The organism is Bradyrhizobium sp. SPXBL-02, assembly GCF_051853065.1.
GTDB lineage: Bacteria > Pseudomonadota > Alphaproteobacteria > Rhizobiales > Xanthobacteraceae > Bradyrhizobium.
Window position 1 is genome coordinate 3,371,387 of record NZ_CP182474.1, and the last position, 19,780, is coordinate 3,391,166.

The 19,780-nt window shown below is 63.9% G+C and carries 18 protein-coding genes; 11 read left to right on the forward strand and 7 right to left on the reverse strand.

Translation table 11 applies throughout. The features are described from left to right. Nucleotides 1-2: 2 nt before the first annotated feature. From ACNJYD_RS15485 to ACNJYD_RS15515, 7 genes are all read right to left on the reverse strand, one after another. Nucleotides 3-962, reverse strand: a complete 960-nt coding sequence (locus ACNJYD_RS15485; protein WP_439366841.1) for a transketolase family protein — start codon at nucleotides 960-962, stop codon at nucleotides 3-5. A 10-nt stretch (nucleotides 963-972) separates the two neighbouring features. Then, nucleotides 973-1,821: a transketolase gene (locus ACNJYD_RS15490; protein ID WP_172783188.1), complete on the reverse strand. Its 849-nt coding sequence runs from the start codon at nucleotides 1,819-1,821 to the stop codon at nucleotides 973-975. After that, complete coding sequence (locus tag ACNJYD_RS15495) at nucleotides 1,796-2,833, reverse strand: aminoglycoside phosphotransferase family protein (RefSeq protein ID WP_439366842.1); 1,038 nt, start codon at nucleotides 2,831-2,833, stop codon at nucleotides 1,796-1,798. Before ACNJYD_RS15495 ends, ACNJYD_RS15490 begins: the two co-directional genes overlap by 26 nt. Then, a complete protein-coding gene (locus tag ACNJYD_RS15500; protein WP_246570703.1) occupies nucleotides 2,830-3,441 on the reverse strand; it encodes a hypothetical protein in 612 nt (203 codons plus the stop codon). The genes ACNJYD_RS15495 and ACNJYD_RS15500 overlap by 4 nt, the downstream gene beginning before the upstream one ends. 5 nt (nucleotides 3,442-3,446) lie before the next feature. Further along, nucleotides 3,447-4,448 carry an NAD-dependent epimerase/dehydratase family protein gene (locus ACNJYD_RS15505; protein WP_172783191.1) on the reverse strand — a complete coding sequence of 334 codons (1,002 nt, stop codon included), beginning with the start codon at nucleotides 4,446-4,448 and terminating at the stop codon, nucleotides 3,447-3,449. A 29-nt stretch (nucleotides 4,449-4,477) separates the two neighbouring features. Beyond that, on the reverse strand, nucleotides 4,478-6,043 hold the full coding sequence (locus ACNJYD_RS15510) for a PfkB family carbohydrate kinase (RefSeq protein WP_172783192.1): 1,566 nt from the start codon (nucleotides 6,041-6,043) through the stop codon (nucleotides 4,478-4,480). A gap of 87 nt (nucleotides 6,044-6,130) precedes the next feature. Beyond that, nucleotides 6,131-7,144: an SDR family oxidoreductase gene (locus tag ACNJYD_RS15515; RefSeq protein ID WP_172783193.1), complete on the reverse strand. Its 1,014-nt coding sequence runs from the start codon at nucleotides 7,142-7,144 to the stop codon at nucleotides 6,131-6,133. A 165-nt stretch (nucleotides 7,145-7,309) separates the two neighbouring features. On the opposite strand from ACNJYD_RS15515, the gene ACNJYD_RS15520 reads away from it, so the two are divergent. The 11 genes from ACNJYD_RS15520 to rpoB all read left to right on the forward strand — a co-directional run bounded on the left by ACNJYD_RS15520 (nucleotide 7,310) and on the right by rpoB (nucleotide 19,773). After that, nucleotides 7,310-7,897: an SIS domain-containing protein gene (locus ACNJYD_RS15520; protein ID WP_439366843.1), complete on the forward strand. Its 588-nt coding sequence runs from the start codon at nucleotides 7,310-7,312 to the stop codon at nucleotides 7,895-7,897. Nucleotides 7,898-7,946: 49 nt separating this feature from the next. Continuing rightward, a complete protein-coding gene (locus ACNJYD_RS15525) occupies nucleotides 7,947-8,927 on the forward strand; it encodes a lysylphosphatidylglycerol synthase transmembrane domain-containing protein (protein ID WP_257187441.1) in 981 nt (326 codons plus the stop codon). 154 nt (nucleotides 8,928-9,081) lie between these two features. Further along, a complete protein-coding gene (locus tag ACNJYD_RS15530) occupies nucleotides 9,082-10,278 on the forward strand; it encodes a methyltransferase domain-containing protein (protein WP_439366844.1) in 1,197 nt (398 codons plus the stop codon). A 306-nt stretch (nucleotides 10,279-10,584) separates the two neighbouring features. Further along, a complete protein-coding gene (secE, locus tag ACNJYD_RS15535; RefSeq protein WP_026202711.1) occupies nucleotides 10,585-10,776 on the forward strand; it encodes a preprotein translocase subunit SecE in 192 nt (63 codons plus the stop codon). Continuing rightward, nucleotides 10,776-11,330: a transcription termination/antitermination protein NusG gene (nusG, locus tag ACNJYD_RS15540; protein WP_018647229.1), complete on the forward strand. Its 555-nt coding sequence runs from the start codon at nucleotides 10,776-10,778 to the stop codon at nucleotides 11,328-11,330. The genes secE and nusG overlap by 1 nt, the downstream gene beginning before the upstream one ends. A gap of 131 nt (nucleotides 11,331-11,461) precedes the next feature. Continuing rightward, on the forward strand, nucleotides 11,462-11,890 hold the full coding sequence (rplK, locus tag ACNJYD_RS15545) for a 50S ribosomal protein L11 (protein WP_011088164.1): 429 nt from the start codon (nucleotides 11,462-11,464) through the stop codon (nucleotides 11,888-11,890). Nucleotides 11,891-11,896: 6 nt separating this feature from the next. Then, on the forward strand, nucleotides 11,897-12,589 hold the full coding sequence (gene rplA, locus ACNJYD_RS15550; RefSeq protein WP_025037003.1) for a 50S ribosomal protein L1: 693 nt from the start codon (nucleotides 11,897-11,899) through the stop codon (nucleotides 12,587-12,589). A gap of 90 nt (nucleotides 12,590-12,679) precedes the next feature. Next, nucleotides 12,680-13,633, forward strand: coding sequence for a 2-hydroxyacid dehydrogenase (locus tag ACNJYD_RS15555; RefSeq protein WP_439366846.1), 954 nt, complete (start codon nucleotides 12,680-12,682; stop codon nucleotides 13,631-13,633). A 583-nt stretch (nucleotides 13,634-14,216) separates the two neighbouring features. Then, complete coding sequence (rplJ, locus tag ACNJYD_RS15560) at nucleotides 14,217-14,735, forward strand: 50S ribosomal protein L10 (RefSeq protein ID WP_025037001.1); 519 nt, start codon at nucleotides 14,217-14,219, stop codon at nucleotides 14,733-14,735. 54 nt (nucleotides 14,736-14,789) lie between these two features. Beyond that, nucleotides 14,790-15,167, forward strand: coding sequence for a 50S ribosomal protein L7/L12 (gene rplL, locus ACNJYD_RS15565; RefSeq protein ID WP_024342440.1), 378 nt, complete (start codon nucleotides 14,790-14,792; stop codon nucleotides 15,165-15,167). Nucleotides 15,168-15,648: 481 nt separating this feature from the next. After that, nucleotides 15,649-19,773: a DNA-directed RNA polymerase subunit beta gene (gene rpoB, locus ACNJYD_RS15570; RefSeq protein WP_124157675.1), complete on the forward strand. Its 4,125-nt coding sequence runs from the start codon at nucleotides 15,649-15,651 to the stop codon at nucleotides 19,771-19,773. The last annotated feature ends 7 nt before the right edge of the window (nucleotides 19,774-19,780 follow it).

Sequence of the window (19,780 nt, forward strand, 5' to 3'; positions counted from 1 at the left end):
CGTCAGGTGGAATGAAGTTGAGGAGCGGAAGTGTGCGACGCCGCGAGCGCATGCTCGATCGAGGTCGCGATGGCGCTGGCGGAGAGCCCGTGCTTCTTCAGCAGCGAGTCCTGCGAACCGTAATTGTGCATGAAGCGGTCCGGCAGCGACAGCCGCAGCATCGCAGGGAAACCGGAGCCGAGCTTGTCGATCAGCGCCTCCGCGACCGCGCTGCCGAGGCCGCCGGAGGGCACGTGCTCCTCCAGCGTGACCAAGAGCCTGGTGCCGCGGAGCGCCTGCAGCAGCGCTGCGGTGTCGAGCGGTTTCACGGTATGCATGTGCAGGATGCCGGCGCGAATGCCTTGCGCGGCCAGCAGGTCGGCCGCAGCGAGGGCGCGCTGGAGCATGATGCCGGTGGTCACCATGAGGACGTCGCCCTGCGGGCGCATCAGGATGGCCTTGCCGATCTCAAAACCGTGCTCGGCCTTGGAGACGATGGCATCGCCGCCCTTGCCGAGCCGGATGTAGATCGGACCCTTCCAATCCAGCGTCTGCTCCATCATGCGCGCGGCTTCATCGGCATCGCACGGGCAGATCACCGTCATGTTCGGCAGCGCCCGCATGATGGCGATGTCCTCGATCGCCTGGTGGGTGGGACCGAGCGGCGCGTAGACGAGGCCGCCGCCATTAGCGATCAGCCGCACCGGCAGATTGTGCAGGCAGAGATCGACGGCGACCTGCTCGTAGCAGCGGCGGGTGAGGAAGGTCGCGATGGTGTTGACGTAGGGGACGAAGCCCTCCATCGCGAGGCCGGCCGACATGCCGATGATATGCGCTTCCGAAATGCCCTCGATCAGATGGCGCTTGGGAAACTCCTTGCTCATCGCGCGCAGGGTGCCGGCGCCAGGATCGGAACCGATGTAAAGCACTCGCTCGTCGCGCGCGGCGAGCTTGTGGACCATGTTCATCGCGGTGTTGCGCATGGGGAGCCGATCAAAAATCGCCGACGGCGACGCGAATGGCGTCGAGCTCGCTGTCGGTCAGCTTGTTCTTGTGATGCCAATCGGCATTGGATTCCGCAGCCGGAAGACCCTTGCCCTTGACGGTATGGCAGATGATGGCGCTAGGCTTGCCGGCCACGGCCGGGACCTGCTTCAGCACCGTGCGCAGCGCGCCGACGTCGTGGCCGTTGACCTCCTGCACCGCGAAGCCGAAGCTGCGCCATTTGTCCGCGAGCGGCTCCAGCGGCAGCACGTAGTCGGTGGGGCCGTAGCTCTGCAGCTTGTTGTAGTCGATCAGCGCGACCAGATTGTCCAGGCCGTGCTTGGCCGCGCCCATCGCAGCTTCCCACACCGATCCCTCGTTGATCTCGCCGTCGCCGAGCAGCACGAAGGTCCGGTAGCTGCGCTCGCGCATGCGGGCGGCAAGCGCAAGGCCGACGCCGATCGACAGACCGTGTCCGAGTGCGCCGGTCGAGGCCTCGACGCCGGGCACCATGCCGTATTCGGGATGCCCGCCCAAAATGCTGTCGGAGCCGCAAAAGCCCTCCAGTTCCGCCAGCGGGAAGAAGCCGCGGTCGGCCAATAGCGCGTAGAGCGCCAGACAACCATGTCCCTTGCTGAGGATGGCGCGGTCGCGATCGGGATCGCCCGGGTTCTGCGGGTCGATCCGCAGCACATCGTCGTAAAGCACGCGGACCATCTCGATCAGCGACAGGGCAGGCCCGACATGGCCGCGTCCCGCGGAACGGACCGAACCGAGGACCAGGCGGCGCAAATACAGGCTGCGCTCGTCCAGCGTGCAGGTGAGAGCAGCTTCAGCGTGGGGTGAGATCTGGATCACGTTGGCAAATCGTTTGATGGAGCCGGCGGGCTTTGTCGAGCTGGCCGGCAAGGCGGACCGTCAGATCACCACCTTGCATAGCCAGGGCGCGCCGGGAGCGGCTTTCCGGCAAATAGGCATTCAGGACAATCAGGCACCAAATCGCCCCGAACACAGGATACAGTACGTCAAGACGGATCGCAAACGCGTCATCCCCAGCCGCGAAGGCCTGGGAGAGCCGCTCGATCAATCGGTTCGCGTCGGCGTCGGGCAGACCGCTGCCGGGGTGAATCGCGGTGTCGGACACGAGCTTGACCGGGTCGTCCCAGCCGAAATACTCGAAGTCGATGAAGCGCAATTTGCCGTCGTCGGCGCGCAGCGCGTTGTGCAGTCCGAAATCCGACGGGCTCAATGCGCGATGGGCGGGCGCAAGATCCGCGGCGGGATCGAGGCTCAGTTCCGCATAGCGCCTACGCAGTTGCCGGATTGCGACGGCAGTGGTGGGAACGAGGCTGCCGTCCATGAACGCACGCAGGTCCGGATCATCATCCGAGGCCCGCCGCAGGCCGTCGAGGCGTTGCTCGTACTGGGCGATGGCCGCCTCGGGCGAAAAGATGCTGGCCGATGCGTTCCGCAAAGTCTGCGCGCCTTCAGCGTCGCGCAGTCTTTGCAGCGCGATCAGGAAATCGGCCAGCTGGTCGGCGTCGTCGTGCCGGGGATGCAGGACCGCGGCGTCACCGTCGAACCATTGATACAGCGCGCAGAACGCCGCCGGATCCTTCGCGACCGGCCGCGGTGTCGACGTGATGCCGTGGCGCGAGAGAAACGTGAGCGCGTCATATTCCTGTGCCAGGCGATCACGTCCGTCGGACGGGTAGTGCTTGAGGGCGAGGGGCGGACCTTTCGCCATCTCCAGCCGGAACACCCGGTTGTTGCCGCCGGACCGCGCCGGTTGCGCGGCCGCGACCTGCGCCCCGGCGAGACGACTGCCGATCGAGACCGCATCCTGTACGCTGATGTCCGGCTCGCTCATGCCGTGAACACTCCGCGGTGGATATCGGCCCAGGTCGCGAGCGGCTCGCAATGCGCGGGATGCGGCGGCCGCGCCTGCGTGAACAGGATCGATCGCGTCGTCTTCGGAAAATGCGGCTGCGCGAAAACGTCGACGAGATCGTCAATGAAGATGTCGAGCTGCAGGCTTGCGAGCCGCTCGACCTTGGCCGCCAACGTGTCCTCGAAATAGACATTGCCCGCCGAGATCGCCGCGTCGGCGATGTCGATGAGGCCCGCGCTCTTCAGCCAGCCGCGCGCAGCCTCGCGCAAGTCGACCCGATCGGGATCCTGATGGCCGAACTGCGTCTTGTGGCTGACGATATAGACGCTCGCGCCGGCCTTGCGGCACGCGACAAGGAACTCGCGGACTCCAGGGTAGATCTCGGCGCCGCCGATGCCCTTGCCGTAGACGAAGCCTTGCAGCCCCTGCCAGGCAAGCTCGCCGCCGGCGCCGGAGCGCAGATAGTCCCGCACGTCGGTCTTCAGCCCGTCCCAGCCCTCCGGCACCAGCCCGCGCTGGCGCGCGGCCGCGGCAAAGACCCTGTCGTAGCATATGATCGTATTGTCGAAATCGATGCCGATCCGCACGCCGCTCACTTCAGGCTGATGTTCTGCATCATCTTGATGTTGAAATACCTGGGATCGTTGAGCGAGTTCGGCAGGCGGCCCGCCTTGAAGGCGTCGACGAGGCCGGACACGGCCTGCTCGATCGTATGCGTCGGCGCAAACCCGAGCTCGCGGCGGATCTTCTCCGACGACACGTGGTAGGAGCGCAGATCGTCGGTCGGCTCGACGGCCACGTCGACATTGTTTCCGACCACCGATTTGACGATGTCGGCGATCTTCATCAGCGAGTGGTTTTCGTAGCCGATGTTGTAGGTCTTGCCGTCGATCTTCGCATCGTCCTGCTGCAGCAGGAACAGATAGGCCGCCGACATGTCCTGGATGTGCAAATTGGGCCGCTTCTGCGTTCCGCCGAACACGCGGATGCGGCCGGTGTTGACGGCGAGATTGGTCAGGATGTTGACGACGACGTCGAGCCGCTGCCGCGGAGCGTAGCCGCAGACGGTGGCGGGGCGAACCGTGCAGGTGACGAAGCCCGACGCGGCCTCGTCGGCAAGATCGGTCTCGCACATCGCCTTGAACTTGGAGTAGTCGGTGAGCGGCTCGCAGGACAGCTCCTCTGTCACCTCGGCCTCGTCCTTGATGCCGTAGACGCTCGATGAGGAAGCATAGATGAAGCGCTTGATGCCTGCCTTCTTGGCGGCGCGCACCATCGGACGGAAGCAGTCGTAGTTGATGGACTTGCCGAGCCCCGGGTCCAGCTCGAACGAGGGATCGTTGGAGATGCAGGCGAGGTGAATCACCGCGTTGTTGCCGCGCAGCGCCTCGTTGATCGCGGCCTCATCGCGGATGTCGCCCTTGATGAGGCGCAGGTTCGGATTGTCGCGAACGGCGTTGAAGACGTCCTCGCCATACATGAACAAGTCGAGCACGGTGACCTTGTGACCCGCTGCAAGCAGCTGGGGGACCAGCACGCTGCCGACATAGCCGGCGCCACCGGTGACCATCACATTCCATTTTTGACCAATCACTGTCGCTCTCCGGGATTTTTCTTTTTGCGCTATTTCAACAACGCGGTGACGAACTTGACCAGCGGCGCCTTTTCGACCGAGTTGCGGTGACCGACGATGCCGACCTTGATCGCGCCCGCTGCGTTGCCGATGAAGGCGACGTCCTCGATATTGCCGCCGGCCGCGACCAGCGGCGCCGTGATCGTCAGGAAGGCGTCGCCCGCGCCGACGGTGTCGACGACGGTCTTGGTGAAGGCGGGGACGCGCGCAACGCCGGTCTTCGACGAGAAGGGGTAGCAGCCGAAGGAGCCGTGCGTGATGATCATGTTGTCGCAATCGATCTTGCGATGCAGGCCGCCCTCGATCACCGATGCGATGTCGTTGAACTTGTCTGTGGCGGCGAGGCGCGCTTCCGGTGCGTCGATGCAGACGTAGTCGGCCCGCGGATACTTCGTGATCAGGTTGTAGCCGTGATTGCCGCTGTTGCTCTGGGCGTTGACGGCCAGGAACTTGGAATTCGCGATCAGGGTGTCGATCGTGCTGGATGCGATCATGCCGTGACCGAAATCGGTGACGATGACGACGTCCGCCCCGCGGACGCGCTCGGCGGTGACGCGGTCGATCTCCGTGCGCGCGGCTTCGTCGAGCGGCGTGTCGTCCATCGTGTAGACTTCGAACAGCTTGTGCAGGTAGCCCATCTCGACGTACCGAAGCTTGCGGGTGGTCGGACGGCCCTGAACGCGGATCGGCGTGAGCTTTACGTTCGGGCGGACATGCGCCCGAATGAACTCTTCGGGGTAGTCGTTGCCGCCCAGCGTCGTGACGATCTCGACCGACTTGCAGAAGCTCGCGACGTGATTGGCGGCGGCAATGACGCCACCGGCAAACTGCTCGCCATTCTTGAGCAGGGTCGCGACGATGTTCTCCTTGGAGGCCTTCCCGAGCGCCGTGACGTACTGGTATTCGTCGATGATGGTGTCGCCGACCAGCACGACGTGCATGTCCTGGATCTTGTCGATCAGCTTCAGCAGGCGTTCGGCGCCGCCGCCATCGCGCACCTTCTGGAGGTAGTCGCGCAAGGGGGGATCGTAGATGTCGAAATAGCGGTTCAGCAGCGACGAGGAGCTGAACGTCACGTCGCGCGTGAAGACGATGCGTCCGCCATGACGCTCGACGGCCTCGCGCTCCACCGCGATCTTGCCGGTCACGTCATCCTCGGGATTCTCGTAGTCCGAGCCCTTCACGTAGATGTCGGGGCGCACGGTATCGAGGACCGGCTCGGCGCTGGAGGTCTGATTGATGCCGACCCAGTCGACCGTGCCGAGCGCGGCCAGCATCTCGGCGCGCATGTTCTCCGGGAAGATCGGCCGTCCCGGGCCCTTGTTGACGTAACGGTCGGCGGTGATGGTCACCACGACCACGTCGGCCTCGTTGCGGGCTGCCAGGATGTGCCGGACGTGGCCGAGATGCACCAGATCGAACACGCCGTGGCAGAGCGCGACGGTCAGGCCCTTTGCCTGTGCGGTGCGCGCAATCTCGCCGAGCTCCTCGATCGTCTTGATCTTCTCGTGCGGTGCCGGATGGCCGGCCGGCCTGTCTGTCGCAGCATTACCCATGTGAATGACCCAAGGCGCCGGTCGGTCTCAGTTGGCCGACCCGGAAATGATTGGCTGGCGGCAAAATATGCGGGTGAACGAATCTGCTCAACGGCCTGCCTTCTGCGGGGGGACCTCGTCACCGAGATATTTGAACCAGTCCTTGGTGGCGTCGGCGATCTTGTCCACCGTCCAGAGCGGAGCGTCCTTGTACTGGTCCATCGATTTCAACATCGTCGCGACGCCGTCCTCGAACTTCACCTTCGGCGCCCATTTCAGGACGCGCTTGATCTTGGTGATGTCGGCGTAGGTGCAGTCGGGCTCGCCGGGACGCTTGGGAATGTGGACCTTGTCGCCGCCGAGGAGTTCGACCAGACGGTTCACGCTGTAGGTGTTGTCCGAGCCGACATTGAAGATCTCGTGCGAGACGTCGGATCGGGCGGCGGTCACGAAGGCATCGGCGACGTCGCTGACGAAGGTGAAGTCGCGCGTCTGCTCGCCGTCGCCGACCACCGTGAAGGGCTTGCCCGCGAGCTTCTGTGCCATGAACACGCCGAACACGGCACCGTAGGTGCCGGTGGTGCGATGGCGCGGTCCGAACACGTTGAACAGGCGCAGCGCCACGGCGGGCAGCTTGTAGACCTGGCACCAGTGCATGACGCATTGCTCGCCGAGATTCTTGGTGAGCGCATAGGGATACATCGGCCGGATCTCGGCACTCTCCGGCGTGGGGTAAACATCCGGAATGCCGTAGCAGGAGGAGGAAGCCGCATAGATGAAGCGGCGGGCGCCGGCGTGCCGCGCCGCCTCGAGAACGTTGACCGTGCCATCGACATTGGCGCGGTGATAGGGGATCGGCGACTCGATCGAGGGAACGATGTCCGCCAGCGCGGCGAGATGGAAGACCCAATCCACCCCGTGGAAATACGGCTTGATCGCGTCGAGATCGGTGACGTCTGCCCGCACGACCTTCAACTGGCTCGAACCGGCGCGCGCGGCGAGGTTTTCGGCGCGTCCGATCACGAAATTATCGAGCGCGGTGACCTCGTGGCCGTCATCGAGCAGGCGATCGACGAGGTGACTTCCAATGAAACCGGCGCCGCCAGTAACGATGCATTTCATGGGGAACATCCGTGACGCGAATGCCCAGCGAAACAGGCCCGCCAATGTTGAGTGAAACCCGAAAGCCGACTATCAGCCGCTCGCAAACTTTGCAAGTATTATACCTTTGCAATCCTTGGTAATAGCCGGTATCACCCCGTGATGTTGCAATCGAGCCGCCAGCCCATGCCTGCCGAATCCGTCGATCCCGAGCATAAAGCCTTCCTCGACGATTACGTGGGGCGCCTGCATCGCGCGACGGCGGTCGACGACGGTATTTTTGCAAGGATCTCCGCGACACGCGCGTCCTGGTTGCGCACGCGCGAGCAGGGCGGCCGCGTCATCTTCGTCGGCAACGGCGGATCGGCCGGGATCGCCTCGCATCTGGCGATCGATCTGGCGAAGAATGCGTCGGTGCCTGCACTGTGCTTCAGCGATGCGAGCATGATGTCGTGCCTTGCCAACGATTACGGGTTCGAGGACTGGATCGCCCACGCCGTGCGGCTGAATGCGCGCGCCGGCGATTGCCTCGTCGCGATCAGCTCGTCGGGACGTTCGAAGAACATCCTCAACGCGGTTGCGCAGGCGCGCAAGATGAAGCTCGACGTGATCACGTTGTCGGGCATGAACACGGACAATCCGCTGCGGAATCTCGGCGACGTCAATTTCTGGGTCGACAGCCGCAGCTACAACATTGTCGAGACCACGCACCAGTTCTGGATGATGGCCGCAATCGACCTCGTCATCGGTCGTGCGGAATATCCGGCGTCCTGAGGCGGGCATCTTGATGCGGACGCGATTCAAGCATGCGGCCCTGTTTTCGGTGAAGCTGCTGCTGTCGATCGCCGTGCTGGTCTACATCGCGCGTGGTCTCGACCTGCGCCAGTTGCGCAATCATCTCGTCTCGGTCGATCCGGTCCTGTTCGTCGTCGCGCTTGCGCTGATCTTCTTTCAGACCTTCCTGCTCAACGGCCGGTGGGAGCTGATCATGCGCGCGCTCGGCGTGTCGCTGGATTGGCTCGCGGGCTGGCGGATTCTCATGATCAGCCTCTGGTTCAATCAGGTGTTGCCGTCGTCGGTCGGCGGGGATGCGGTGCGGATGTGGCTGCTGCGCCAACGCGACGTGCAGTGGCCCGAGGCGGTCAAGGGCGTTGCAGCTGACCGCTTCACGGCGTTGATCGGGCTGATCGTGCTGATGGTGGCCGGATTGCCGTTTCTGCTGTCACGCGTATCGAATCAGGCCGCGATCCTGGCCATCGGCGGACTGACGGTGGCGGGCGTCGCCGGCACGGTGGTCCTGTTGACGCTCGACCGTCTGCCGAAGCGCTTCATCGCGCTGCCCGCGATCGCGAGCTTCGTTCGGTTCGGAACGCTGGTCAGGTTCTTGCTCCTGCAGTCCGATCATCGCGCGCTGCTGTTCGGATCGGCGCTCCTCATCCACCTCGTCACCGCCGCGGCCTGTTACGCCCTGGCGCGCGGTGTCGGAGCGCAGCTCTCTGTCCTCGACGCCGGCATCCTGATTCCGCCGGTGGTGCTGCTCACGGCCGTCCCCATCTCGATCAGCGGCTGGGGCGTTCGCGAGGGAGCGATGGTCGCCTGCCTTGGTCTGGCGGGTGTGCCGTCCGAGGAGGCGCTGTCGATATCGCTCCTGCTGGGCGCCATCAGCGTGATCATCGGGCTGGCCGGTGGCGCAATCTGGTTGGCAAGTCGGGAGCGCGGCTCGTATGCGGCCGACAAGGCGGCCAAGGCGGCAGAGGACGCACCCAGTTACGGGCTGGGCAATGAGGCCTCGAGCCACCCATGACCCGCTTCAGCCCGTTGCCGAACTGGTCTTCACAGGGTGGGATGATCTCACTCGCGCGCGTATCTCATTTTTCGGTTGCACGATGAAAAACCTGTTCTACGTCCGCAATACCTGCCGCCTCTGTCATTCGGACAACCAAGAGCTGGTCGTCCCGATGGCAGGCATGCCCATCGGCACGCCGAACTTCCAGGTGCCGAATGCCAGCGTCGACGATCCCGTCTTCCGGGCTGCGGTGCCGATGTCGCTGCATCTGTGCCGGGATTGCGGCCACCTCCAGATTCTCCATGTCGGCAATCCGGAGATCCAGTACCGAAACTACGTCTATACCACCTCGCTCTCGCTCGGCCTGCGCGAGCATTTCGCAGGCTATGCCAACGACGTCGTCAGCCGTTTCGGCATCGCGCCGAGTTCGCTGGTGGTCGAGCTCGGCAGCAATGACGGATCGCTGCTCGGATTCTTCAGGGAGCGCGGCATGCGGGTGCTGGGCGTCGATCCCGCCGTCGACATCGCGCGGCGCGCCACGGAGGCGGGCATCGAGACCATCGGCGATTTCTTCACCGATGCCATCGGTCGCCGCATCCTGCAGAGCCATGGCGCGGCGAGCGTCGTGATCGCCAACAACATGATCGCCAATGTCGACAATCTGGATCCGCTGGTGATCGGGGTTCGTGACGTGCTCGCGCCGGACGGATTGTTCGTCTTCGAAACGCAATACGGCGTCGACGTCACCGAGAAGAACCTGCTCGATACCGTCTATCACGAGCATCTGTCCTATTTTAACATCAAGCCGCTGATCCGTTTCTTCGCCCGGCTGGGCATGGAGCTGATCGACGTCCAGCACATCTGGACCAAGGGCGGCTCGATCCGCGTAACCGTGCAGCGCGCCGGCGGCGCCAAGAAGCCGTCGGCCGAGGTCGCGCGTTTCGTTGCGGAGGAAGAACGGCTCGGTGTCGATCAGCCGGCCTATTATGCGCCGTATGTGAAGAGGATCGCCGCCATCCGCGACGAACTGGTCGCGATGGCCGATGCCGCCCATGCGCGCGGTCAGCTGGTCGCCGGCTATGGCGTGTCGGTGGGAACCACGACGCTGCTGCCTCAGTTCGGCCTGGAGAACAAGATCGACTTCCTGGTGGACGACGATCCCAACAAGGGGAAGGTGATGGCCGGACCCGGCTACGACATCCCGATCCTGCCGCCTGCTGCCCTTTACGAGCGGAAGCCGGCGTTCGTGGTGGTCTTCGCCTGGCGCTATGTCGACCCGATCCGGGCCAAGCACGCCCGCTATTTCGCCGATGGCGGGAAGTTCGTGGTGCCGCTGCCGGGGATTTCCATGGTCGACCGGGCCGACTGACGGGCCGGGCTTCGGATAGCCTCCTGCGGGCGCCTTGCGGGCGGACGACAAGTCCTTGATCCAGATGGCTTCTGCACGGCCATTCGGGGAAGGCGGCCTGCCCGGGCGAACTCTCTCTACCTTGACCTTTGGCCCCATCCGCAGTAGATACCCCGCACTCGCAGCCGGCCCGTTAGACGCGGATTTCCGGCGCGGCCTTGAAATCCCCGAACAATCGAGCCCGGTTTCCGGCTCATCCTTCGAGACAGAGGGCTGGGCCAACGGCGGCTGTTCGGATCCCTGAAATCCTTATTGGCGTCTCAAGCGATGGCAGTCAGCCCGTTCAAGTTCTTGCAGGAAGTGCGCTCGGAGACCGCCAAGGTCACCTGGCCGACCCGCCGTGAGACCACGATCACCACCATCATGGTGTTCGTGATGGTCGCCGTGGCCTCGATCTTCTTCTTCGCCGCCGACCAGATCATCCGTGTTCTCATCACCTACCTTCTGGGCATTCACTGATGGCAACAGCAACCGCTCAAGTGTCCGACAAGCGCTGGTACATCGTCCACGCCTATTCGAACTTCGAGAAGAAGGTCGCCGAATCGATCCGCGAGCAGGCCAAGCAGCGCGGGCTCGAGGAGCTGTTCGAACTGGTGCTGGTTCCGACGGAGAAGGTCACGGAAGTGCGCCGCGGCCGCAAGATCGACGCCGAGCGCAAGTTCTTCCCCGGCTACGTGCTGGTGAAGATGAAGCTGACCGACGAGGCATTCCATCTGATCAAGAACACGCCGAAGGTCACGGGCTTCCTCGGCGCCGAGAACAAGCCGATGCCGATCTCGGAAGCCGAGGCCATGCGCATCCTGCACCAGGTGCAGGAGGGCGTGGAGCGGCCGAAGGCGTCGGTGTCGTTCGAGATCGGCGAGAACGTGCGCGTGGCCGACGGCCCGTTCGCCTCGTTCTCGGGTGTGGTCGAGGAAATCGACGAGGCGCGTTCGCGCGTGAAGGTCGCGGTGTCGATCTTCGGCCGCGCCACTCCGGTCGAGCTGGAATTCGGTCAGGTCGAGAAGGTCTGATCGGGTAACGCGCGAGGCTTCGGTCTCGCGCAACAAGAGGCCGTGGGAGGACGAGGGCGGTTGCCAGCCGCCCGTTGATCCCGACCACGAACCTGAAACCGCCGGCTCTGCCGGCACAACAGGAGTGATACATGGCAAAGAAAGTGACCGGATACCTGAAGCTTCAGGTCCCGGCCGGTGCGGCGAATCCCTCGCCCCCGATCGGTCCCGCGCTCGGTCAGCGCGGTCTCAACATCATGGAGTTCTGCAAGGCGTTCAACGCCCAGACCCAGAAGGAAGAGAAGAACACCCCGATCCCGGTGATCATCACCATCTATGCGGACCGTTCCTTCACCTTCGAGATGAAGACGCCGCCGATGTCCTACTTCCTCAAGCAGGCTGCCAAGATCCAGTCCGGCTCGAAGGCGCCGGGCCGTGACAAGGCCGGCAAGGTGACCAAGGCGCAGGTGCGCGAGATCGCCGAGAAGAAGATGAAGGACTTGAATTGCGACACCATCGAATCGGCCATGAAGATGGTCGAGGGCTCGGCCCGTTCGATGGGTCTGGAAGTTGCGGGGTAAGCGGCTATGGCAATCGGAAAGCGTTTGAACAAAGCCCGCGAAGGCATTGACCGCGAAAAGCTTTACCCGCTCGCGGACGCCATCAAGATGGTCAAGGAGCGCGCGAAAGCGAAGTTCGACGAGACCATCGAGGTCGCGATCAATCTCGGCGTCGATCCGCGTCACGCCGACCAGATGGTCCGCGGTGTCGTGACCCTGCCGAACGGCACCGGCCGTACGCTGCGCGTCGGCGTGTTCGCCCGCGGCGCCAAGGCCGACGAAGCCAAGGCCGCCGGTGCCGACGTCGTCGGCGCCGAGGACCTGGTCGAGAAGGTGCAGAACGGCACGATCGATTTCGACCGCTGCATCGCCACTCCCGACATGATGCCGCTGGTCGGCCGCCTCGGTAAGGTGCTGGGCCCGCGCGGCCTGATGCCGAACCCGAAGATCGGCACCGTGACCATGGATGTCACCGGTGCGGTGAAGGGCGCCAAGGGCGGCTCGGTCGAGTTCCGCGTCGAGAAGGCCGGCATCCTGCAGGCCGGCGTCGGCAAGGCCTCGTTCTCCGAGGAGAAGCTGGTCGAGAACATCAAGGCTCTGGCCGATGCTGTCTCGAAGGCGAAGCCGGCCGGTTCCAAGGGCACCTACATCCAGCGCGTTGCGGTGTCCTCGACGATGGGCCCCGGCGTGAAGGTCGAGCCGGGCACCATTCTCGGCTGAGGTTTGGAAATTGCATGAGGCGAGGGGCGGAATCGGGTGACCGATTCCGCCCCTCGTCGCTTGTGGCGCCGCTGACCGGAAACAACAACAATGACTGACAAGGTCCTGATCTACTCGCGCTTTCCCAAGTCGATGATGGCGCGTTTCGCCGAGCGGTTCGAGCTGCTCGACACCGGCGGCAAGCCGGCGCGCGAGGTGTTTCCGGTCGAGGAGCTCAACGGCATCCGCGCGCTGCTCACCGCGGGCGGCTCGCCGTTCGGTGCGGAGGCGATGGACCTGTTTCCGAAGCTCGGCGCCATCGTCTGCTACGGCACCGGTTATGACGGCGTCGACCTGAAGGCAGCGGCCAGCCGCAACATCGCAGTCGGCCACAGCCCGGGCGCCAATGCGGCTTCCGTCGCCGACATCGCGATGACCTTGATGCTGGCGACCACGCGGCGGATTTTGGTGGCCGACCAATATGTCCGCAGCGGCGATTGGGCGGCCTCGAAACAATCGCCGATGATGCGGCCCCAGGCCGGCATGCCCGGGCGCCGCATCGGCGTCTACGGCATGGGCGAGATCGGCCGCAAGATCGCGGCGCGCTGCGCCGCCTTCGAGAGCGAGGTCGGCTATTTCAGCCGCACCAAATACGATCTGCCTTATCAATGTTTCCCATCGCTGGAGGCGCTGGCCGACTGGTGCAGCGTCCTGATGATCGCGGTGCGGGCAGGGGCCGAGACCCAACATGTCGTCAGCGCCGATATCCTCAAGCGCCTCGGCGCGGACGGCTATGTCGTCAACATCTCCCGCGGCTCGGTCATCGACGAGAAGGCCCTGGTCGCGGCGCTCACCGACAAGACCATCGCGGGGGCCGGCCTCGACGTCTTCGAGAAGGAACCGCACGCGCCGGACGCGCTGACGGCCCTTCCCAACGTCGTGCTCGCCCCGCATATCGGCGGCCACACCCTGGATTCGCACGTCGCCATGCAGAACTGCGTGCTGGCCAACCTGACGGCGTTCTTCGAGGGCAAGCCGCTGCCTTATAGGGTCAAATCGGCCTGAATCGGTCCTTGTTGGGCCATCTCAAACCCAACCGGCAATCGATTGGAACTGGTGTGAATTTTGCTCTTGGCAAGCAGGCTCCGAGCGGTTAAAGAACCGCCTCCGGACGTGCCGGCCTCGGCAGGCGCGTTCGTGCACGCATTCCGAAAACCCGACACGACAGGAGATCATTCCTTTTCAGGACGTCCGCAAGGATTTGCCCGAAAAGGAAGGAAAACCCGTCGGTTGGCAGGGATGCGGGCAGAGGTCGGGCGGTTCGCCGGCTGGCCTCGTCCTGTCCAAGACTGCAGGCGCCCGCGAAGAATTTCGATTCCTCAACGGCTTAATCGCATGGCCTGCATAGACGGGTGAAGACCGGATTTCACTTCGCATCCAGCTTTAAGGGCTGACTTTGCGAAACGGGTCTGGTTCGGACCTCGACACGCCGTGGGCCCTTGGGCTCCCGGAGGGCAGGCTTTGAATTGTCGTCTTGCCCGGCGTGTCCGATGGGTTTTTGACCCGGAGGTTCAGGTTTGGGCGGGACGATGGGTGCAACCCGGCGGTCCCGCTTCTCGCGATGACCGCCAACCGGAGAGAGCTTGCTGTGGAACGAGCGGCAAAAAAAGAAGCGGTCGAACAGCTCAATGAGGTCTTCAAGACCACGAGCGTCGCGGTCGTTGCTCAATATTCCGGCCTCACCGTCGCCCAGATGCAGAAGCTGCGCCAGCAGATGAAGCAGGCGGGCGCTGCGGTGAAGGTCTCGAAGAACCGTCTCGCCAAAATTGCTCTTGAAGGCACTGACGTCGTTGCCATCGGCCCCATGCTGAAGGGGCCGACCGTGATCGCGACTTCCAACGATCCGGTAGCGGCGCCGAAGGTCGCCATTGAATTCGCCAAGGCGAACGAGAAGTTCGTCATCGTCGGCGGATCGATGGGCAAGACCGTCCTGAATGTCGACGGCGTGAAGGCGCTTGCCTCGCTGCCGTCGCTTGACGAACTGCGCGGCAAGATCGTCGGCCTCATCGTGGCCCCGGCGACCAAGCTGGCCCAGCTCGCCAACGCGCCCGCGGGCAAGCTCGCGCGCGTCATCCAGGCTCATGCCTCAAAGGGCGAAGCGGCCTGACGCCCTTCGCAAAACTCAAACCCGAACCAGACTTACACTCAAGGAAACTGAACAATGGCTGACCTGCAGAAGATCGTTGACGACCTCTCGAGCCTGACCGTGCTCGAAGCTGCCGAACTCGCGAAGCTCCTCGAAGAGAAGTGGGGCGTTTCGGCTGCCGCGGCTGTCGCCGTGGCCGGCCCGGCTGCTGGTGGCGCTGCCGCCGCTCCGGCGGAAGAGAAGACCGAGTTCACGGTCGTTCTGGCCTCCGCCGGCGACAAGAAGATCGAGGTCATCAAGGAAGTCCGCGCCATCACCGGTCTCGGCCTGAAGGAAGCAAAGGACCTCGTCGAGGGTGCTCCGAAGCCGCTGAAGGAAGGCGTGAACAAGGAAGAAGCCGACAAGATCAAGGCCCAGCTCGAGAAGGCTGGCGCCAAGGTCGAGCTCAAGTAAGCACTGCTTACTGGTGGGATCCCGGGCGGGCAACGGCTCTGCCCGGGATCCTGGTCCCCCTTCGCGAGGGTGGACCGGATGCAAAAGGCGTGCGACGGAACGATCCGACGCGGGCCGAACACGAAAAAGTGTGGGGATTTGAGGGTTTGACCCTCGAATCTGCACTATTGTCGCCCCATATCGGGTCGGCAGCACGAAAGCGCGGTGGGCAGGGATGCCGGATTTCCCTGTAAGCCGTTGGGAGAGCAGGCTATTTCGGGCTTTTGCAGTCCGTGAAGATGATCGTTGTGACGGGCGGGCGCGCATCTGCGCCCCGCGCGTCGTTTTGCGTTTTGAAGGTCTGAAGAACAGATTCAGGACATCGGCGCCTGAAACTGCGTCTCCGGCCCCCAAGACGGGTTCGAAAATTCAACCCGGAAAGCGGTGGCAGCCGCGTTCCGGACGGTGCGCCCAGGGCGGGCGACGAAAATGAGAGGCCACGATGGCGCAGCAGACATTCACCGGTCGCAAACGCGTTCGCAAGTTCTTCGGACACATCAAGGAAGTCGCCGAGATGCCGAACCTCATCGAGGTTCAGAAGGCGTCCTATGACCAGTTCCTGATGGTGGACGAACCCCAGGGCGGACGTCTCGACGAGGGTCTGCAGGCGGTGTTCCGCTCGGTGTTTCCGATCTCCGACTTCTCGGGCACCTCGATGCTGGAATTCGTCCGCTACGAGTTCGAGCAGCCCAAATACGACGTCGACGAGTGCCGCCAGCGCGGCATGACCTTCGCTGCGCCCCTCAAGGTGACGCTGCGCCTCATCGTGTTCGATATCGACGAGGAAACCGGTGCGAAGTCGGTGAAGGACATCAAGGAGCAGGACGTCTACATGGGCGACATTCCGCTCATGACGATGAACGGCACCTTCATCGTCAACGGCACCGAGCGCGTCATCGTCTCGCAGATGCACCGTTCGCCCGGCGTGTTCTTCGACCACGACAAGGGCAAGACCCATTCCTCGGGCAAGCTGCTGTTCGCCGCCCGCGTCATCCCGTATCGCGGCTCCTGGCTCGACATCGAGTTCGACGCCAAGGACATCGTCTATGCGCGTATCGACCGTCGCCGCAAGATTCCGGTGACGTCGCTGATGTTCGCCCTCGGTCTCGACGGCGAGGCGATCCTGTCCACGTTCTACAAGAAGATTCTCTACAAGCGGACCAAGGAAGGCTGGCGCGTTCCGTTCGACGCCAACCGCTTCCGCGGCTACTCCACGGTCAACGACCTGATCGATGCCGACACCGGCAAGGTCGTGCTCGAGGCCGGCAAGAAGCTCACCGTCCGCGCCGCCCGCCAGCTCCAGGAAAAGGGGCTGAAGGCGCTGCGCATGGCCGATGAGGAGCTGGTCGGCAACTACGTCGCCGAGGATCTCGTCAACCCCAAGACCGGCGAGATCCACGCCGAGGCCGGTGAGGAGATCACCGACAAGCTGATGAAGGCGCTCAACGAGCAGGGCTACAAGGAGCTGCCGCTGCTCGACATCGACCACGTCAATGTCGGCCCCTACATCCGCAACACGCTCTCGGCCGACAAGAACATGACGCGCGAGGACGCGCTGTTCGACATCTACCGCGTGATGCGTCCAGGCGAGCCGCCGACGCTGGAATCGGCGCAGGCCATGTTCCAGTCGCTGTTCTTCGACGCCGAGCGCTACGACCTCTCCGCGGTCGGCCGCGTCAAGATGAACATGCGCCTCGACCTCGATGCGCCCGATACCCAGCGCACGCTGCGCAAGGAGGACATCCTCTCCGTCATCAAGACGCTGGTGGATCTGCGCGACGGCAAGGGCGAGATCGACGACATCGACCATCTCGGCAACCGCCGTGTGCGTTCGGTCGGCGAGCTCATGGAGAACCAGTACCGCATCGGCCTGTTGCGCATGGAGCGCGCGATCAAGGAGCGCATGTCCTCGGTCGACATCGACACGGTCATGCCGCAGGACCTGATCAACGCCAAGCCGGCGGCCGCCGCGGTGCGCGAGTTCTTCGGCTCCTCGCAGCTCTCGCAGTTCATGGACCAGACCAACCCGCTCAGCGAGATCACCCATAAGCGCCGCCTCTCGGCGCTCGGACCGGGCGGTCTGACCCGCGAGCGCGCCGGCTTCGAGGTGCGCGACGTGCATCCGACGCATTACGGCCGCATCTGCCCGATCGAGACGCCGGAAGGTCCGAACATCGGCCTGATCAACTCGCTCGCGACCTTCGCGCGCGTGAACAAGTACGGCTTCGTCGAGACGCCGTATCGCAAGGTCAAGGATGGTCGTGTCACCGACGAGGTCGTGTACCTGTCGGCGATGGAGGAAGGGCGCTATTCCGTGGCCCAGGCCAACGTGCCGGTCGACGCCAAGGGCCGCTTCACCGAAGACCTCGTGGTCTGCCGTTCGAGCGGCACCCGCGACGTCGTGCCGATGACGCCCGACAAGGTCGACTACATGGACGTGTCGCCGAAGCAGCTCGTTTCGGTCGCCGCGGCGCTGATCCCGTTCCTCGAGAACGACGACGCCAACCGCGCGCTGATGGGCTCGAACATGCAGCGCCAGGCGGTGCCGCTGGTTCGCGCCGAGGCGCCGTTCGTCGGCACCGGCATGGAGGGCGTGGTTGCCCGCGACTCGGGCGCTGCGATCGCGGCGCGCCGTTCGGGCGTGATCGACCAGATCGACGCGACCCGCGTCGTCATCCGCGCCACGGAAGATCTCGATCCGACCAAGTCGGGCGTCGATATCTACCGCCTCATGAAGTACCAGCGCTCCAACCAGTCGACCTGCATCAACCAGCGTCCGCTGGTGAAGGTCGGCGACATCGTCAAGAAGGGCGACATCATCGCCGACGGTCCCTCGACCGATCTCGGCGAGCTCGCTCTGGGGCGCAACGTGCTGGTCGCGTTCATGCCATGGAACGGCTACAACTTCGAAGACTCGATCCTGCTCTCCGAGCGGATCGTGAAGGAAGACGTCTTCACCTCGATCCACATCGAGGAGTTCGAGGTGATGGCCCGCGACACCAAGCTCGGACCCGAGGAAATCACCCGCGACATTCCGAACGTCTCGGAAGAAGCGCTGAAGAACCTCGACGAAGCCGGTATCGTCTACATCGGCGCGGAAGTGCGCGCCGGCGACATCCTGGTCGGCAAGATCACGCCGAAGGGCGAAAGCCCGATGACGCCGGAAGAGAAGCTGCTGCGCGCCATCTTCGGCGAGAAGGCCTCCGACGTCCGCGACACCTCGCTGCGCGTTCCCCCGGGCGTGCAGGGCACGATCGTCGAAGTGCGCGTGTTCAACCGCCACGGCGTCGACAAGGACGAGCGTGCGCTGGCGATCGAGCGGGAGGAGATCGAGCGCCTTGCCAAGGACCGCGACGACGAGCAGGCGATCCTGGACCGCAACGTCTACAACCGTCTTGCCGAGCTGCTCGAGGGGCGGCAGGGCATTGCAGGTCCCAAGGGCTTCAAGAAGGACACCAAGATCACCCGCGCGGTGCTCGAGGAGTACCCGAAGTCGCAATGGTGGCTGTTCGCTTCGCCGAACGACAAGCTGATGGCCGAGATCGAGGCCATGCGGAAGCAGTACGACGAGTCGAAGAAGGGGCTGGAACAGCGCTTCCTCGACAAGGTCGAGAAGCTTCAGCGCGGTGACGAATTGCCGCCCGGCGTGATGAAGATGGTCAAGGTCTTCGTCGCGGTGAAGCGCAAGATCCAGCCCGGCGACAAGATGGCCGGCCGCCACGGCAACAAGGGCGTGGTGTCGAAGATCGTGCCGATCGAGGACATGCCGTTCCTCGAAGACGGCACGCATGCCGACATCGTGCTCAATCCGCTCGGCGTGCCTTCGCGCATGAACGTCGGACAGATCCTCGAGACCCATCTCGGCTGGGCCTGCGCCGGCCTCGGCAAGCGTATCGGCCAGACCGTCGATGCATACCTGTCGAAGCAGGACATCAAGCCGCTGAAGGAAACCTTGAAGAAGGTGTACGGCGAGGACGAGACGATCAAGTCGCTCAACGACAACGAGCTGCTCGAACTCGGCCATAACCTCAGCCGCGGCGTGCCGATCGCAACCCCGGTGTTCGACGGCGCCAAGGAAGCCGACATCGAAGAGATGCTGAAGCTGGCCGGTCTCGACGCTTCGGGTCAGTCGACCGTCTATGACGGCCGCACCGGCGATCCGTTCGATCGCAAGGTGACGGTGGGCTACATCTACATGCTCAAGCTGCACCATCTGGTCGACGACAAGATCCATGCGCGTTCGATCGGTCCGTACTCGCTCGTCACCCAGCAGCCGCTGGGCGGCAAGGCGCAGTTCGGCGGCCAGCGCTTCGGCGAAATGGAGGTGTGGGCGCTCGAGGCTTACGGCGCGGCGTACACGCTCCAGGAGATGCTGACGGTGAAGTCGGACGACGTCGCCGGCCGTACCAAGGTGTACGAGGCGATCGTGCGCGGCGACGACACGTTCGAGGCCGGTATTCCGGAATCGTTCAACGTGCTGGTCAAGGAAATGCGCTCGCTCGGCCTCAACGTCGACCTGCACAACTCCAAGATGGGACCGGCGCCGACGTCGGAAGCGGCCGAGTAATTCGACC

Excerpts from the sequence above, each read along its gene's own strand:
- ACNJYD_RS15485 (WP_439366841.1), bottom strand. The coding sequence starts at position 962 with ATGCGCAACACCGCGATGAACATGGTCCACAAGCTCGCCGCGCGCGAC.
- ACNJYD_RS15530 (WP_439366844.1), top strand. The coding sequence starts at position 9,082 with ATGGCAGGCATGCCCATCGGCACGCCGAACTTCCAGGTGCCGAATGCC.
- rpoB (WP_124157675.1), top strand. The coding sequence starts at position 15,649 with ATGGCGCAGCAGACATTCACCGGTCGCAAACGCGTTCGCAAGTTCTTC.
- rplA (WP_025037003.1), top strand. The coding sequence starts at position 11,897 with ATGGCAATCGGAAAGCGTTTGAACAAAGCCCGCGAAGGCATTGACCGC.
- rplL (WP_024342440.1), top strand. The coding sequence starts at position 14,790 with ATGGCTGACCTGCAGAAGATCGTTGACGACCTCTCGAGCCTGACCGTG.
- nusG (WP_018647229.1), top strand. The coding sequence starts at position 10,776 with ATGGCAACAGCAACCGCTCAAGTGTCCGACAAGCGCTGGTACATCGTC.
- ACNJYD_RS15555 (WP_439366846.1), top strand. The coding sequence starts at position 12,680 with ATGACTGACAAGGTCCTGATCTACTCGCGCTTTCCCAAGTCGATGATG.
- ACNJYD_RS15520 (WP_439366843.1), top strand. The coding sequence starts at position 7,310 with ATGCCTGCCGAATCCGTCGATCCCGAGCATAAAGCCTTCCTCGACGAT.
- ACNJYD_RS15515 (WP_172783193.1), bottom strand. The coding sequence starts at position 7,144 with ATGAAATGCATCGTTACTGGCGGCGCCGGTTTCATTGGAAGTCACCTC.
- rplK (WP_011088164.1), top strand. The coding sequence starts at position 11,462 with ATGGCAAAGAAAGTGACCGGATACCTGAAGCTTCAGGTCCCGGCCGGT.
- ACNJYD_RS15495 (WP_439366842.1), bottom strand. The coding sequence starts at position 2,833 with ATGAGCGAGCCGGACATCAGCGTACAGGATGCGGTCTCGATCGGCAGT.
- ACNJYD_RS15510 (WP_172783192.1), bottom strand. The coding sequence starts at position 6,043 with ATGGGTAATGCTGCGACAGACAGGCCGGCCGGCCATCCGGCACCGCAC.
- secE (WP_026202711.1), top strand. The coding sequence starts at position 10,585 with ATGGCAGTCAGCCCGTTCAAGTTCTTGCAGGAAGTGCGCTCGGAGACC.